Source organism: Oryzisolibacter propanilivorax (assembly GCF_900103645.1).
Lineage (GTDB): Bacteria > Pseudomonadota > Gammaproteobacteria > Burkholderiales > Burkholderiaceae_C > Melaminivora > Melaminivora propanilivorax.
In genome coordinates this window covers 107,789-121,797 of record NZ_FNHP01000008.1, presented here as the reverse complement: position 1 = coordinate 121,797, position 14,009 = coordinate 107,789, and the positions used below count along the sequence as shown (strand labels likewise).

General features: G+C 68.1%; 14 protein-coding genes. 13 read left to right on the top strand and 1 reads right to left on the bottom strand.

Annotated elements, in window-relative coordinates; translation table 11 throughout:
* The first annotated feature begins 3 nt into the window (after positions 1-3).
* The 4 genes from ybgC (at position 4) to tolA (ending at position 2,761) form a co-directional block, all read left to right on the top strand.
* A complete protein-coding gene (gene ybgC / locus BLQ61_RS13490) occupies positions 4-426 on the top strand; it encodes a tol-pal system-associated acyl-CoA thioesterase (protein ID WP_091571369.1) in 423 nt (140 codons plus the stop codon).
* Complete coding sequence (gene tolQ, locus BLQ61_RS13485; RefSeq protein ID WP_091571267.1) at positions 423-1,124, top strand: protein TolQ; 702 nt, start codon at positions 423-425, stop codon at positions 1,122-1,124. Before ybgC ends, tolQ begins: the two co-directional genes overlap by 4 nt.
* A gap of 36 nt (positions 1,125-1,160) precedes the next feature.
* A complete protein-coding gene (locus tag BLQ61_RS13480) occupies positions 1,161-1,583 on the top strand; it encodes an ExbD/TolR family protein (protein WP_091571265.1) in 423 nt (140 codons plus the stop codon).
* Between the two features lie 80 nt (positions 1,584-1,663).
* Positions 1,664-2,761: a cell envelope integrity protein TolA gene (gene tolA, locus BLQ61_RS13475; protein WP_091571262.1), complete on the top strand. Its 1,098-nt coding sequence runs from the start codon at positions 1,664-1,666 to the stop codon at positions 2,759-2,761.
* Positions 2,762-2,873: 112 nt separating this feature from the next.
* Here tolA and BLQ61_RS13470 read toward each other — a convergent pair whose 3' ends face one another.
* Positions 2,874-4,211, bottom strand: a complete 1,338-nt coding sequence (locus BLQ61_RS13470) for an MFS transporter (RefSeq protein WP_091571260.1) — start codon at positions 4,209-4,211, stop codon at positions 2,874-2,876.
* Between the two features lie 302 nt (positions 4,212-4,513).
* Between BLQ61_RS13470 and cyoA the strand changes: the two genes are divergently transcribed.
* The 9 genes from cyoA (at position 4,514) to BLQ61_RS13425 (ending at position 13,887) form a co-directional block, all read left to right on the top strand.
* Positions 4,514-5,464, top strand: a complete 951-nt coding sequence (gene cyoA / locus BLQ61_RS13465) for a ubiquinol oxidase subunit II (RefSeq protein ID WP_091571257.1) — start codon at positions 4,514-4,516, stop codon at positions 5,462-5,464.
* A gap of 62 nt (positions 5,465-5,526) precedes the next feature.
* Positions 5,527-7,524 (top strand): cytochrome o ubiquinol oxidase subunit I, encoded by a 1,998-nt coding sequence (cyoB, locus tag BLQ61_RS13460; RefSeq protein ID WP_425415623.1) that lies wholly within the window; start codon positions 5,527-5,529, stop codon positions 7,522-7,524.
* The gene (cyoC, locus tag BLQ61_RS13455) at positions 7,517-8,176 is read left to right on the top strand and encodes a cytochrome o ubiquinol oxidase subunit III (RefSeq protein WP_091571252.1); all 660 of its coding nucleotides are present in this window, start codon (positions 7,517-7,519) and stop codon (positions 8,174-8,176) included. The genes cyoB and cyoC overlap by 8 nt, the downstream gene beginning before the upstream one ends.
* Positions 8,177-8,178: 2 nt before the next feature.
* A complete protein-coding gene (gene cyoD, locus BLQ61_RS13450) occupies positions 8,179-8,601 on the top strand; it encodes a cytochrome o ubiquinol oxidase subunit IV (RefSeq protein WP_091571249.1) in 423 nt (140 codons plus the stop codon).
* Positions 8,598-9,416 (top strand): SURF1 family protein, encoded by an 819-nt coding sequence (locus BLQ61_RS13445; protein ID WP_425415622.1) that lies wholly within the window; start codon positions 8,598-8,600, stop codon positions 9,414-9,416. Before cyoD ends, BLQ61_RS13445 begins: the two co-directional genes overlap by 4 nt.
* Before the next feature lie 35 nt (positions 9,417-9,451).
* Entirely contained in the window at positions 9,452-10,738 is a 1,287-nt protein-coding gene (locus BLQ61_RS13440) for an ATP-binding protein (protein ID WP_245704064.1), read from the top strand.
* 22 nt (positions 10,739-10,760) lie between these two features.
* Positions 10,761-11,315, top strand: a complete 555-nt coding sequence (locus tag BLQ61_RS13435; protein ID WP_091571247.1) for a response regulator transcription factor — start codon at positions 10,761-10,763, stop codon at positions 11,313-11,315.
* A 156-nt stretch (positions 11,316-11,471) separates the two neighbouring features.
* The gene (gene trhP, locus BLQ61_RS13430) at positions 11,472-12,845 is read left to right on the top strand and encodes a prephenate-dependent tRNA uridine(34) hydroxylase TrhP (protein WP_091571244.1); all 1,374 of its coding nucleotides are present in this window, start codon (positions 11,472-11,474) and stop codon (positions 12,843-12,845) included.
* Positions 12,846-12,978: 133 nt separating this feature from the next.
* Positions 12,979-13,887, top strand: coding sequence for a plasmid replication/partition related protein (locus BLQ61_RS13425; RefSeq protein ID WP_091571242.1), 909 nt, complete (start codon positions 12,979-12,981; stop codon positions 13,885-13,887).
* Positions 13,888-14,009 lie beyond the last annotated feature (122 nt).

Here is a 14,009-nt window from a genome sequence, read left to right as displayed (position 1 = left end):
GCGATGGCATTCACCTGGCCGGTCCGCATCTACTGGGAGGACACGGACGCCGGGGGCATCGTGTTCTATGCCAACTACCTGAAATTCTTCGAGCGTGCGCGCACCGAGTGGCTGCGTTCGCTGGGCCTGGGCCAGCAGGCGCTGCGCGAGAGCGCCGGCGGCATGTTCGTCGTCACCGACGTGCAGCTGCGCTACCTGGCGCCGGCGCGGCTGGACGATGAACTGATTGTTACGGCGCGAGCGCTGGAGAGCGGCCGGGCATCGCTGACAATCGCGCAGCAGGCCCTGAGACCGGGCGCCGCCGGCGGCGCACCCGACACCCTGCTGTGCGAGGGCACCATCCGCATCGGCTGGGTGGATGCCGCCACGCTGCGCCCCGCGCGCATTCCCCCTGCCGTTTTGCAACGACTGCTTCCATCTCCATGAATTCCCAAGACATGTCCATCCTGAGCCTGGTGCTGGGCGCCAGCTGGGTCGTGCAACTGGTAATGCTGCTGCTCTTGGCCGTCTCGGTGGCCAGCTGGGCGGCGATCTTCCGCAAGCTGTTCGCCATCAAGCGTGTGCGCGCGCTGAACGACGAGTTCGAGCGCGACTTCTGGTCCGGCACCAGCCTGAACGAGCTGTATGCCGCCGCCGCGCAGGACCCGGCGCGCGCCGGCCCGATGGAGCGCATCTTCGCCAGCGGCATGCGCGAGTTCCAGAAGCTGCGCGAGCGCCGCATCCAGGATGCCGGCACGCTGCTGGACGGCGCGCGCCGCGCCATGCGCGCCAGCTTTCAGCGCGAGATGGACGTGATCGAGTCCAGCCTGTCGTTCCTGGGCTCGGTGGCCTCGGTCAGCCCATACGTCGGCCTGTTCGGCACGGTGTGGGGCATCATGCACGCCTTCACCGGCTTCGCCGGCATGGAGCAGGTCACGCTGGCTACCGTCGCGCCGGGCATCGCCGAGGCCCTGGTGGCCACCGCCATCGGCCTGTTCGCCGCCATCCCCGCCGTGATCGCCTACAACCGCTTCGCACGCGACATCGACCGCGTGGCCACGCACCAGGAGACCTTCATCGAGGAGTTCTCCAACATCCTGCAGCGCAACCTGGCCGCGCACCCGGCCGCCGCGCCCGGCCACTGACCGACCCGCCACCCGCTTCCAAGGACCTGTTTCCGCATGCCCGCCCTCGCCTCGCGCGGCAGCCGCCGCCGCTCCATGAACGAAATCAACATGGTGCCGTTCATCGACGTGATGCTGGTGCTGCTCATCATCTTCATGGTGACTGCGCCGATGCTCACGCCCAGCTCGGTCAACGTACCGTCCGTTGGCAAGGGCGCCAAGGTGCCCAAGACGCGCGCCGACGTGATCGTCGAGCACGACGGCAGCCTGCGCTTCAAGACCGACGGCAACGAGCGCCCGGTGGCGCTGCAGAACCTGGGGCAGACCGCCAGCGCCTGGCTCAAGGACCAGCCCGAGGACACGCCGGTGCTGATCAGCGCCGACAAGGGCGTGTCCTATGACGCCGTGATGCAGGCCATGGCGGCGCTGCAGCGCGCCGGCGTGCAACGCGTGGCGCTGGCCGTCAAGAGCGGCGGCTGAAGCCGCCGCGCCCTTCGCCCCCTCCCCGTTCCTTTGTCCCACGCCGCGCCGCCGGCGTTCTTCAGGAGTCCTTGCGCCGCATGTCCCCCGCCAGTGAACGCGACCAGTTTGCCCCTCCGCGCCCGCCCGGGCGCTCGCGCGCCGTCGCGCTGGCGGTGCTGGCGCACCTGGTGCTGATCGGCGCATTGACCTGGGGCGTGCACTGGAAGGCCAGCGACGATGCGCCGGCCGTGCAGGCAGAGCTGTGGTCGGCCGTGCCGCAACAGGCCGCGCCGCGCGCCAGCGACCCGACACCCCCGCCGCCTGCGCCGCGGCCGGCACCGGCCCCCGCGCCGCGCCCGGCGCCGCCTCCGCCGCCCCCTGCGCCACCACCCAAGGCTGCCGTGCCCGACACGCGCGAGGCCGACATTGCCCTGGAGCGCGAGAAGAAAAAGCGCCTGGAAGAAGACAAGAAACGCCAGCAACAGCAGGAGCGCGACAAGCGCGAGCGCGAGCGCAAGGAAGAAGAGCGCCGCGAGCGCCTGGAGCAGGAAAAGAAAGAGCGCCAGGCACAGCAAAAGGCCGAGCGTGAAAAAGCCGAGCGCGACAAGGCGCAGCGCGAGAAGGCCGAGAAGGAAAAAGCGCAGCGCGAGAAGGCCGAAAAAGCCGAACGCGAGAAGGCCGAGCGTGAAAAAGCCGAGAAGGCGGAGCGCGAGAAGCAAGCGCGCGCCGAAGAGCAGAAGAAGAAAAAGGCCGCCGAGGACAAGCGCCGCGCCGAAGCCGAGGAAAAACGCGCCGAGGAGCTGCGCAAGGAGCAGCTGCGCCGCATCGCCGGCCTGGCTGGCGCCACCGGTGACGACAGCGCCAGCGGCAGCGCACAGCGCAACAGCGGCCCGGGCGGCGCGTCCAAGGGCGCGGGCGGCAGCGGCATCTCCGCCGGCTACGGCGGCAAGGTGGCGGCCAAGGTGCGGCCCAACATCGTCTACCCGGATGCCGTCTCGGGCAACCCGCGCGCCGAGGTGGAGGTGCGTGCGGCGCCGGACGGCACCATCACCAGCGTGCGCGTGGTGCAGTCCAGCGGCAATAAGTCCTGGGACGAGGCCGTGGTGCGCGCCCTGCACAAGACCGAAACCCTGCCGCGCGACGTGGACGGACGCGTGCCGCCGTCGCTGGTCATTGGCTTCCGGCCCAAGGACTGAGGACGCACGGCGGGCCTGCAGCTAGCAAAAAAATAGCTGCCGGCGCTTGCTGTGCAAGGGCCGGCAGCCAAAAACGTCCACATTGCGCGGGCATGTTGCCGGCGCAATGTGCTCAGGCGCGCTGCTGCTGCTCGATCAGGCGGTTGATGCGCAGCGCCAGCAGCGTGCACGCCACGCCCGAGAGCAGATAGGCGCTGACGCCCACCAGCCCAAAGCGCGACGACAGGCCCAGCGCCACCAGCGGCGCAAAGGCAGCGCCGAACAGCCACGCCAGGTCGGACGACAAGGCCGCGCCGGTGTAGCGCAGCTGCGGCGAAAAGTTGGCCGTCACCGTGCCCGAGGCCTGACCATACGACAGGCCCAGCAGCACGAAGCCCACCAGCAAGAAGATGTTGCCGCCGGTCACGCTGCCGTCCAGCAGCCAGGGCGCAGCGATGCTGAACAGCCCGATCAGCACCGCCATGCCGCCCAGCAGATTGCGCCGGCCGATGCGGTCGGCCAGTTGGCCGGACAGCATCACCGCGCAGCCGGCCAGCAACGCACCCAGCACCTGCACGTTCAGCACGCTGGTCATGCTGCGCTCGGAATACAGCGAGATCCACGACAGTGGGAAGATGGTCACCACATGGAACAGGGCGAAGCTGGCCAGCGCGGCGAACGCGCCCAGGAAGACGTTGCCGCCCTCCTCGCGCAGCAGCTGCGCCGCGCCCACGGGTTGCAGCTCGCGCTCCTCGAGCAACTCGGCATACGACTGCCCGACCACCAGGCGCAGGCGCGCGAACAGCGCCACCACGTTGATGGCGAACGCCACGCAGAACGGATAGCGCCAGCCCCAGGCCAGGAACTCTGCGCTCGTCAGGTGGCTGTACAGGTAGGCGAACAGCGCCGCCGCCAGCACGAAGCCGGCGGGCGCACCCAGCTGGCCGACCATGGCGTACCAGCCGCGCCGCTCCTTCGGTGCCGCCATGGCCAGCAGCGACGGCAGGCCGTCCCAGGAGCCGCCGGTGGCCACGCCCTGGCCGATGCGCAGCAGCACCAGCGCCGCGATGGCGGCCGTGCCGGCGCTCTCGTAACCCGGCATCAGCGCCATGCTGACGGTGCTGCTGCCCAGCAGGAACAGCGCCAGGGTCAGCTTGGTGCCGCGTCCCCAGAGGCGCTGCACCGCCATGAACAGCGCGGTGCCGAACGGTCGCGCGATGAAGGCCAGGGCGAACACGCCGAACGCCGCCAGCGTGCCGGCCAGCGGCGACAGGAACGGGAACATCAGCTGCGGGAACACCAGCACGCAGGCGATGCCGAAGACGAAGAAATCGAAATACTCGGATGCCCGCCCGATGATCACGCCCACGGCGATTTCGGAAGGGGTGACGTCCTCGTGCGTGTCGGCGTGTTCCAGCGAGGCGTCGCCCCGGGCGCCATGCAGGGGCATGGCCATTGAACTGCTGTGCATGTGTGGCAACTCCTTGGACGAGGGTGGTCAGACCGCTTGATGCATCTCAAGCCTGCCGCACGTTCTACACCCAAGCTCCAGGGCCAACAAGTGAGCTTTCACCGCACACGGCGGGTAAATTTGTCTTGCGCTGCCTCAACCCCGGTGTTGACCCGCTTGCCACAACCGGCACTTCTTGATGCAGGACAAAATGTCCCACCCGCGCATGCGCTAGCGGTATTACAGTTGCGAGTTGCCGATCCATCCGCATTTACCCGCAACACGGGCCGTTGGCGCGTGCCGGTTTTCCCCTACTTTCTCGCATGTTGAAAAATCAACCCTTCCGAGCGTCGGCCTGGCTGGCGGCGGTCGCTGCCAGCGTCGCGCTGGCTGGCTGCAGCAAGGCCGTCGTGCTCAACCCGGCCGGCGACGTGGCGGCCCAGCAGGGCAACCTGGTCATCACCGCCACGCTGCTGATGCTCCTGATCATCGTGCCGGTCATCATCGCCACGCTGGTGTTCGCCTGGAAGTACCGCCAGTCGAACCAGTCGGCGCCATACGAGCCGGACTGGCACCACTCCACGGTGCTGGAGCTGGTGATCTGGACGGTGCCGCTGATGATCATCATCGCCCTGGGTGCCATCACTTGGATCGGCACGCACAAGCTGGACCCGTACCGGCCGCTGGACCGCATCGACGCCCAGCGCCCGCTGGCCGAAGGCGTGAAGCCGCTGGAGGTGCAGGTGGTGGCCATGGACTGGAAATGGCTGTTCGTCTACCCCGAGCAAGGCATCGCCACGGTGAACGAGCTGGCGGCGCCGGTGGACCGGCCGATCCTGTTCAAGCTCACCGCCACCTCGACCATGAATGCGTTCTACGTGCCTGACCTGGCCGGCATGATCTACGCCATGCCCGGCATGCAGACCGAGCTGAATGCCATCATCAACCGCGCCGGCGTGTATCCGGGGCTGGCCTCGCACTACAGCGGCCCAGGGTTTTCAGGTATGACGTTCAAGTTCCATGGACTGCCCGAAGCCGATTTCCAGCGCTGGGTCGAGCAGGCACGCGCGGACGGCAAGGCGCTCGACCAGGCCAGCTACCTGCAGCTGGCCAAGCCCAGCGAGCGCGACCCGGTGCAGCGCTTCGCCAGCGTCCAGGCCGATCTGTACGACCGCGTGCTCAACCGCTGCGTCGAGGATGGCCATACCTGCATGCACCAGACCGAAATGGCCAAGGACGCGCGCGCCGTCACGCCCCAGGCAGGCAGCCACTGAGCCCGCCGCCCCTCCGATAGCCCACGAGAAACAACGCCGAATTCGCTATGTCTCCTGAACACATGACGTCGCCGCCCCACTGGCTGCTGGGGCGCATCACCTGGGATTCCGTTCCCATGGCGCACGAGCCGATCGTGCTGTGGACCTTCATCGCCGTGGTACTGGGTGGCCTGGTGGTGCTGGCCGCACTGTCCAAATACCGCCTGTGGGGCCCGCTGTGGCGCGACTGGATCTGCTCCATCGACCACAAGAAGATCGGCATCATGTACATGATCCTGGGCCTGGTCATGTTCCTGCGCGGCTTCGCCGACGCGATCATGATGCGCCTGCACCAGGCCATGGCCGTGGGCGAGAACCTGGGCTACCTGCCGCCGCACCACTACGACCAGATCTTCACCGCCCACGGCGTGATCATGATCTTCTTCGTGGCCATGCCGTTCGTCACCGGGTTGATGAACTACCTGGTGCCGCTGCAGATCGGCGCGCGCGACGTGTCCTTCCCGTTCCTGAACAACTTCAGCTTCTGGATGACCACCGGCGGCGCCGTGCTGGTCATGCTGTCGCTGTTCCTGGGCGAGTTCTCCACCTCGGGCTGGCTGGCGCTGTCCAACCTGGGCGCGCAGGACCCGGGCGTGGGGCTGGACTACTACATCTGGGGCCTGCAGGTCGCGGGGGTGGGCACGACGCTGTCGGGCATCAACCTGATCGTGACCATCATCAAGATGCGCGCGCCGGGCATGCAGCTGATGAAGATGCCCATCTTCACCTGGACCGCCCTGTGCACCAACGCGCTGATCGTGGCCACCTTCCCCATCCTCACCGCCGCGCTGGTGCTGATGACGCTGGACCGCTACCTCGGCACGCACTTCTTCACGAACGACCTGGGGGGCAACTCCATGCTGTACGTGAACCTGATCTGGATCTGGGGCCACCCCGAGGTCTACATCCTGGTGCTGCCGGCGTTTGGTGTGTACTCGGAGATCGTGCCCACCTTCGCGCGCAAGCGCCTGTTCGGCTACACCTCGATGGTGTACGCCACGGTGGTCATCACCATCCTGTCGTATCTGGTGTGGCTGCACCACTTCTTCACCATGGGCTCGGGCGCAACGGTGAACACCTTCTTCGGCATCACGACGATGATCATCTCGATCCCGACGGGCGCCAAGATCTTCAACTGGCTGTTCACCATGTACCGTGGCCGCATCCGCTTCACGGTGCCCATGATGTGGACCATCGGCTTCATGGTGACGTTTGCCATCGGCGGCATGACGGGCGTGCTGCTGGCCGTGCCGCCGGCGGACTTCGTGCTGCACAACTCGCTGTTCCTGGTGGCGCACTTCCACAACGTGATCATCGGCGGCGTGGTGTTCGCGGTGTTCGCCGGCATCAACTACTGGTTCCCGAAGGCCTTCGGCTACCGCCTGGTCGAGTCGTGGGGCAAGGCCTCGTTCTGGTTCTGGCTCACCGGCTTTTGGGTGGCGTTCCTGCCGCCCTACATCCTGGGCCTGATGGGCGTGACGCGTCGCGTGAGCCACTTCGAGGACCCGACGGTGCAGCCGTTCTTCGTGGTCGCTGCCTTCGGCGCGGTGCTGATCGCTGCCGGCATCGCCTGCTTCCTGATCCAGCTGGCGGTGAGCTTCCAGCGCCGCAGCGAGTTGCGCGACCTGACGGGCGACCCGTGGGACGCGCGCACGCTGGAGTGGGCCACCTCGTCGCCGCCACCGCAGTACAACTTCGCGTTCACGCCGGTGGCCTACGAGATCGATGCCTGGTGGGACATGAAGAAGCACGGCTACCAGCGTCCGCTGTCGGGCTTCGCGCCGATCCACATGCCGGCCAACACGGCGGCGGGCTTTGTGATCGCGATGCTGTCCACGCTGTTCGGCTTCGCCATGATCTGGCACATGTGGCCGCTGGCCATCGGCTCGCTGGCGGCCATCATCCTGGCCACCATCGTGCATACCTTCAACTACCAGCGCGACTACTACATCCCGGCGGCCGACGTGGCCGACGCAGAAGCGCTGCGCACCCGGCAACTGGCCCAGGCTGCCCATGTCTGACATCACCCTGACCCACCCCGGCGCGGCGGCGACCGCCGCCAAGGCCCCGAGCGCTGCCCCCGCGCAGCGCACCTACCACCTGGCGCACGAGCCGCACCCGGAAAACGGCACCTCGCTGGGCTTCTGGCTGTACCTGATGAGCGACGTGCTCATCTTCGCGGCGCTGTTCGCCACCTACGGCGTGCTGGGCCGGGCGTACGCCGGCGGCCCCACGGGCGCCGAGCTGTTCGACCTCAAGCTGGTGGCCATCAACACGGCCTTCCTGCTGCTGTCGTCCATCACCTTCGGCTTCGCCATGCTGCAAAAGCAGGCGAAAAACGTGGGCGGCACGCTGCTGTGGCTGGCCATCACCGGCCTGCTGGGCCTGGCCTTCCTGGCGGTGGAGCTGTATGAGTTCGCGCACCTGATCCACGAGGGCGCGACGCCGCAGACCAGCGCTTTCCTGTCGTCGTTCTTCACCCTGGTGGGCACGCACGGCCTGCACGTCACCTTCGGCATCATCTGGCTGGTGACGCTGATGGTGCAGATCAAGCGCCACGGCATCACCCCCGCCAACGTGCGCCGCATCAACTGCCTGTCCATGTTCTGGCACTTCCTGGACGTAGTCTGGGTCGGCGTGTTCACCTTCGTCTATCTGATGGGAGTGCTGTGACCATGAGCGCGCAACAACACCTGCATGCCGCCCACGCCGACCACGGCCATGGGCACGAGGAACACGACGACCTGCACGTCACCATGGGCGACTATGTGAAGGGCTTCGTGCTGGCCGTCGTCCTGACGGTGATTCCGTTCTGGCTGGTCATGGCCGGCGTTATCCAGGACAAGGCCACGCTGGTGGTGGTGCTGGGGGTGCTGGCCGCCGTGCAGATCATCGTGCACATGGTCTACTTCCTGCACATGAACGGCAAGATCCAGGGCGGCTGGACGCTCTTGTCCACCATCTTCGCGGTGGTCTTCGTGGCGGTGACGATCTCCGGCACGCTGTGGGTCATGTTCCACATGAACGCGCACATGATGCCGGACCACGCCAACCCGATGGCGCCGGCCTCCGCCCCGGCGCACCGCCACACACCTTGACGCTTGACCCCATCCGGCCCGCGCGCACCCCGCGCCGGCCGCATCCGCCCGCCGCGCTGGCCCTGCTGGCGCTGGCGGGCGTTGCGCTTTTTGCGCTGTTCGCGGCGCTGGGGTGGTGGCAGCTGGAGCGGCGCGTGTGGAAGCTCGACCTGATCGAGCGGGTTGAGCGGCACCTGCAGGCCGCGCCCGTGGCGCTGCCTGCCGCCGCGCAGTGGCCGCAGGTGCGTGCCGACACGCACGAGTACCAGCCGGTACACGCCGCCGGGCGCTGGCTGGCGGACAAGACCGTGCTGACCCAGGCCACTACGGCCCTGGGCGCCGGCTGGTGGGTGCTGACGCCGCTGCAACTGGCGGACGGCAGCGGCCAGGTGCTGGTCAACCGAGGCTTCATCCCGCAGGCGCTGCGCGCCGACTGGGCGCGGCAGGATCCGATCGCCAGCGCCAGCGGCGACGTCCAAGTGGTCGGCCTGTTGCGCATGGGCGAGCCCGGCGGCGGCTTTCTGCGCCGCAACGCGCCGGCCGAGGGCCGCTGGCATTCGCGCGACGTGCAGGCCATCGCCCAGGCGCAGGGCCTGCCGCACGCCGCGCCGTTCTTCATCGACCAGGGCCTGCCCGGGCCGCAGGCAGCGCCCGACGCACCGCCTGACCTGAATGCCCCCTGGCCGCGCGCCGGCCTGACCGTGGTGCGCTTCCACAACAGCCACTTGGCCTATGTGCTGACCTGGTGGGGCCTGGCGGCACTGGTGCTGGTCGCCGCCGTGCTGGTGACGCGCTACGAGTTGCGCCTGCGCGCAGCTGCGCGACCTGCGCCATGATGGGCGGTGCCACCGCCACCGCTTTTCCTGCCGCGATGCCTCAACACAAGGCGCGCTCGGCCGACACCACCGCCGGGCTGAAGAACCTGCAGCAGCTGATCCAGCTGCGCTGGCTGGCCGTGATCGGCCAGGTCTTCACCATCGAGGTCGCGCACTATGGCCTGGGCCTGACCTTGCCGCTGCGCGAGATGCTGCTGGTCGTCGCCTGTCTGGCGGCGTTCAACACCGTCAGCCGGCTGCGCTTGCGCGCAGCCTTCAGCGTGCGCCCGATTGAGCTGCTGCTGGCGCTGCTGGTGGACGTGACGGTGCTGACGGTGCAGCTGTACCTGAGCGGCGGCGCCGGCAATCCCTTCATCTATCTGTACCTGCTGCAGGTCACGCTGGGTGCGGTGCTGCTGCCCAGCCGGCACCTGTGGACCCTGGTGGCGGTGACCACCCTGTGCGTGGCACTGCTGACGCGCTTTCACCTGCCACTGCCGCTACGCATCGATTTCTCGCACGGACTGTCCAGTCCCTATGTGCTGGGTCTGCTGGCGTGCTTCGTGTTGAACGCGGCGCTGGTGGGCGTGTTCATGCAGCGCATCGCGCGCAACCTGCGCCAGCGCGACGCCCGCCTGGCCGCCATCCGCCAGCGCGCCACCGAAGAGGAACACGTGCTGCGCCTGGGCCTGCTGGCCTCCGGAGCGGCGCACGAGCTGGGCACGCCGCTGTCCACGCTGGCCGTGATCCTGGGCGACTGGCGGCATGACCCGCAGCTGGCCGGCGACGCACAGCTGCAGCAGGAGATCGCCGAGATGCAGGCGCAGGTGCAGCGCTGCAAGACCATCGTCAGCGGCATCCTGCTGTCGGCCGGTGGCGCGCGCGGCGAGGCTTCGGCGCAGACCAGCGTGCGGCGCTTCCTGGACGAGCTGGTGGCCGAGTGGCGCGCCACGCGCTCGCTGGCGCACTTCGACTACGACAACCGCTTCGGCCAGGACCAGCCGATGGTGGCCGATGCCACGCTGCAGCAGATGGTGTTCAACGTGCTGGACAATGCCCGGGAAGCGTCGCCCGACTGGGTGCAGCTGGTGGCCGCGCGCAGTGCCGACGGCCAGGCGCTGTGCATCACCGTCACCGACCGCGGCCCCGGCTTTGCCCCCGGCATGCTGCGCCAGCTGGGCACACCCTACCAGTCGAGCAAGGGCCGGCCGGGCGGCGGGCTGGGCCTGTTCCTGGCGATGACCGTGGCGCGCACCCTGGGCGGCGGCCTGCATGCCGACAACTTGGAGGGTGGTGGCGCGCGCGTCACGCTGACGCTGCCGCTGTCGGCCATCGCCCTGTAGCCACAAGGACCGTACCACCGCCATGGACACGACCGGAGAGGAAGACGACGACGACCGCCTGCTGCTGCTGGTGGAGGACGACGAGGCCTTCGCGCGCACGCTGGCGCGCTCGTTCACGCGCCGCGGCTGGCGCGTGCTGCATGCCGACAGCCTGTCTGCCGTGCAGGCAGTGCTGGCCACGCAGCACCCGACGCATGCCGTGGTCGACCTGAAGCTGCGTGGCGAGGCCAACGGCCTGGCCTGCGTGCGCGCGCTACACGCTTTCGACGAGGACCTTTTAATCGTGGTGCTGACGGGCTACGCCAGCATCGCCACCGCCGTGCAGGCGGTCAAACTCGGCGCCTGCCAGTACCTGGCCAAGCCGTCCAACACCGACGACATCGAGGCCGCCTTTGCCCGCACCGAGGGCACCGACGCGGTCGAGCTGACGCAGCGCGCCAGCTCCATCAAGACGCTGGAGTGGGAGCGCATCCACGAGGTGCTGGCTGAGACCGGCTTCAACATCTCCGAGGCCGCACGGCGCCTGGGGATGCATCGGCGCACGCTGACGCGCAAGCTGGACAAGCGGCGGGTTTAGGCGAAAACAGGCTGCAGCCCTTGCAGGTCAAGGGCCACCAGCTATCAAAACAAGAGCTTTCGCCCACCGGGCCGCGGCCTGCGTGCAACCCGCCCGGCACCACGCCCTTTCCGCTTCACAGACAATCGCCGGTTTCCCCGGCCACACCGCCCCGCCATGAAAAGCCCCGAACTGCTGCTGCCCGCCGGCTCGCTCGACAAGATGCGCGCCGCCTACGACTTCGGCGCCGACGCCGTCTATGCCGGCCAGCCGCGCTACTCCCTGCGCGCGCGCAACAACGAGTTCCGCCTGGAGCAGATCGCCCAGGGCATCTCCGAGGCGCACGCGCGCGGCAAGAAATTCTTCGTTACCAGCAATCTGATCGCGCACAACGACAAGGTGCGCACCTACCTGCGCGACATCGAGCCGGTCATCGCCTGCCGGCCCGACGCCTTCATCATGGCCGACCCGGGCCTGATCATGATGGTCAAGGAGAAGTGGCCGGAGACCGAAATCCACCTCTCGGTGCAGGCCAACACCACCAACTGGGCGACGGTGAAGTTCTGGCAGAAGATGGGCGTGTCGCGCATCATCCTGTCGCGCGAGCTGAGCCTGGACGAGATCGAGAAGATCCGCCAGGAATGCCCCGACATGGAGCTGGAAGTCTTCGTGCACGGCGCGCTGTGCATCGCCTACTCGGGCCGCTGCCTGCTGAGCGGCTACTTCAACCGGCGCGACCCCAACCAGGGCACTTGCACCAACGCCTGCCGCTGGGAATACAAGACGCACGACGCCGCCGTGGACCCGAACACCGGCGAGGCGCTGGCCACGCGCATGGACAGCAGCGGCGGCGAGGCCTTCAGCTTCGATGCCGCGCGCGAGGAAGCCGACAGCCAGTTCACCAGCACCTGCGGCAGCGGCCAGCGCCACCCGAAGGCCGACCAGGTCTACCTGATCGAGGAGATCGGCCGCCCCGGCGAGCTGATGCCCATCATGGAGGACGAGCACGGCACCTACATCATGAACAGCAAGGATCTGCGCGCCGTCGAGCACGTGGAGCGGCTGGTGAAGATCGGCGTGGATTCGCTGAAGATCGAGGGCCGCACCAAGAGCCTGTACTACGTGGCGCGCACCGCCCAGGTCTACCGCCGCGCGATCGACGATGCCGTGGCCGGCCGGCCGTTCAACCCGCACCTCATCACCGAGCTGGAAGGCCTGGCCAACCGCGGCTACACCGGCGGCCTGCTGGAGCGCCGCCCGGCCCACGACTACCAGAACTACGAGACCGGCCACAGCGTGCTGCAGCGCAGCCACTTCGTCGGCGAGGTGCGCGGCTGGGCCGACGGCATGGCCGAGGTGGAGACCAAAAACCGCTTTGCGGTCGGCGACACGCTGGAGATCATCCACCCGAGCGGCAACCGCCAGATCGAACTCAAGGAAATGTTCAACCTGGACGGCGCGCCGGTGCAGGTCGCCCAGGGCAGCCCGATCCGCGTGCGCATCCCGCTCGACGGCCCGGCCCAAGGCGCGCTGATCGCTCGTTTGCTCTGATTTTCATAGCTGCATGCCGGTGTGTTTCAACGCCTTGAAGGTCAAATTCACCTGAAACGATTGAAACACCAGGGCTCGCAGCTCCTGTTTTTGACAAAAAGGCCCACCCGGGCCTTTTGCTTTTCCCCGACCCATGACCACGAATCTCGACGCCATCGACCCCGCAGACATCACCCTCCTGCCCGAGCTGCAGGCCTACATCGACCCCCTAACCCCCGACGAGCACGAAGCGCTGGAGCGCTCCATCCTGGCCGAAGGATGTCGCGACGCGCTGGTGCTGTGGGGCAAGGTGCTGGTGGACGGGCACAACCGCCACGGCATCTGCACCAAGCACGGCCTGCCGTTTCGCACCGTGCAGAACACGCACTTCCAGAGCCTGGAGGACGTGCACCTGTGGATGATCGACCAGCACCTGGGCCGGCGCAGCGTGTCCGAGTTCCAGCGCGGCGTGCTGGCGCTGCGCAAGCGCGAGATCATCGCCGCGCGCCGCGCCGCCGCCGCTGCCGCTGTGGTGGCGGCCAAGGCCGAAGCGCCTGAAGGCGCTGCCGACGCGCCCTGGGAAGGCGACGCCGACCCGGCCGTGGCACGCGCCCTGGCCAGCGTGCCCAGAGTGCCCGACGAGGCGCTGGACACGCGCGAGGCGCTGGCGCGCGCCGCGCGCCTGACCGCCGCGCAGGTGAAGATGATCGAGGCCATCCACCAGAACGCCGCGCCTGAAGTGGTAGCCGCGGTGCGCTCGGGCGAGCTGTCGCTGAACGCCGCCGCCGTAGTCGCCAGCCTGCCCGAGGACGAGCAGCGCAGTGCTGCGGCCGGCGGTGCACAGGAACTCAAGCAGGCTGCCAAACGGGTGCGCGACGCGAAAAAGAAACCCAAGGCGGACCCGGCGCCGGCCGGTAGCGCCTCGCAGGACGCCTCCAGCTCCGCTTCGTCCGCCCCCGACGCCGCCGCACTGCAAGCGCGCGTGGCCGAACTGGAAGCGGAGAACCAGCGCCTGCGCCAGCAGGTGCAGGCGCTGCAGGATTTGCTGGCAGAACACGGCTGAGGCGCTTGCGGCGTCTGCCGCGGCCAGCCCAGCCCATTCGCCGCACACTCGGCGGTCGCCATTGCGCCGCACCGCCAACCGCTGAAGCGCGTCGAGAAAACTCAACCCTGAGAACTGTGAAA

What these genes read in the sequence shown, in the direction of transcription:
- cyoB (WP_425415623.1), top strand. Translation starts at nt 5,527, where the DNA reads ATGACGTCGCCGCCCCACTGGCTGCTGGGGCGCATCACCTGGGATTCC.
- BLQ61_RS13440 (WP_245704064.1), top strand. Translation starts at nt 9,452, where the DNA reads ATGCCTCAACACAAGGCGCGCTCGGCCGACACCACCGCCGGGCTGAAG.
- tolA (WP_091571262.1), top strand. Translation starts at nt 1,664, where the DNA reads ATGTCCCCCGCCAGTGAACGCGACCAGTTTGCCCCTCCGCGCCCGCCC.
- trhP (WP_091571244.1), top strand. Translation starts at nt 11,472, where the DNA reads ATGAAAAGCCCCGAACTGCTGCTGCCCGCCGGCTCGCTCGACAAGATG.
- cyoD (WP_091571249.1), top strand. Translation starts at nt 8,179, where the DNA reads ATGAGCGCGCAACAACACCTGCATGCCGCCCACGCCGACCACGGCCAT.
- tolQ (WP_091571267.1), top strand. Translation starts at nt 423, where the DNA reads ATGAATTCCCAAGACATGTCCATCCTGAGCCTGGTGCTGGGCGCCAGC.
- BLQ61_RS13470 (WP_091571260.1), bottom strand. Translation starts at nt 4,211, where the DNA reads ATGCACAGCAGTTCAATGGCCATGCCCCTGCATGGCGCCCGGGGCGAC.
- cyoC (WP_091571252.1), top strand. Translation starts at nt 7,517, where the DNA reads ATGTCTGACATCACCCTGACCCACCCCGGCGCGGCGGCGACCGCCGCC.
- BLQ61_RS13435 (WP_091571247.1), top strand. Translation starts at nt 10,761, where the DNA reads ATGGACACGACCGGAGAGGAAGACGACGACGACCGCCTGCTGCTGCTG.
- BLQ61_RS13480 (WP_091571265.1), top strand. Translation starts at nt 1,161, where the DNA reads ATGCCCGCCCTCGCCTCGCGCGGCAGCCGCCGCCGCTCCATGAACGAA.
- cyoA (WP_091571257.1), top strand. Translation starts at nt 4,514, where the DNA reads ATGTTGAAAAATCAACCCTTCCGAGCGTCGGCCTGGCTGGCGGCGGTC.
- BLQ61_RS13425 (WP_091571242.1), top strand. Translation starts at nt 12,979, where the DNA reads ATGACCACGAATCTCGACGCCATCGACCCCGCAGACATCACCCTCCTG.
- ybgC (WP_091571369.1), top strand. Translation starts at nt 4, where the DNA reads ATGGCATTCACCTGGCCGGTCCGCATCTACTGGGAGGACACGGACGCC.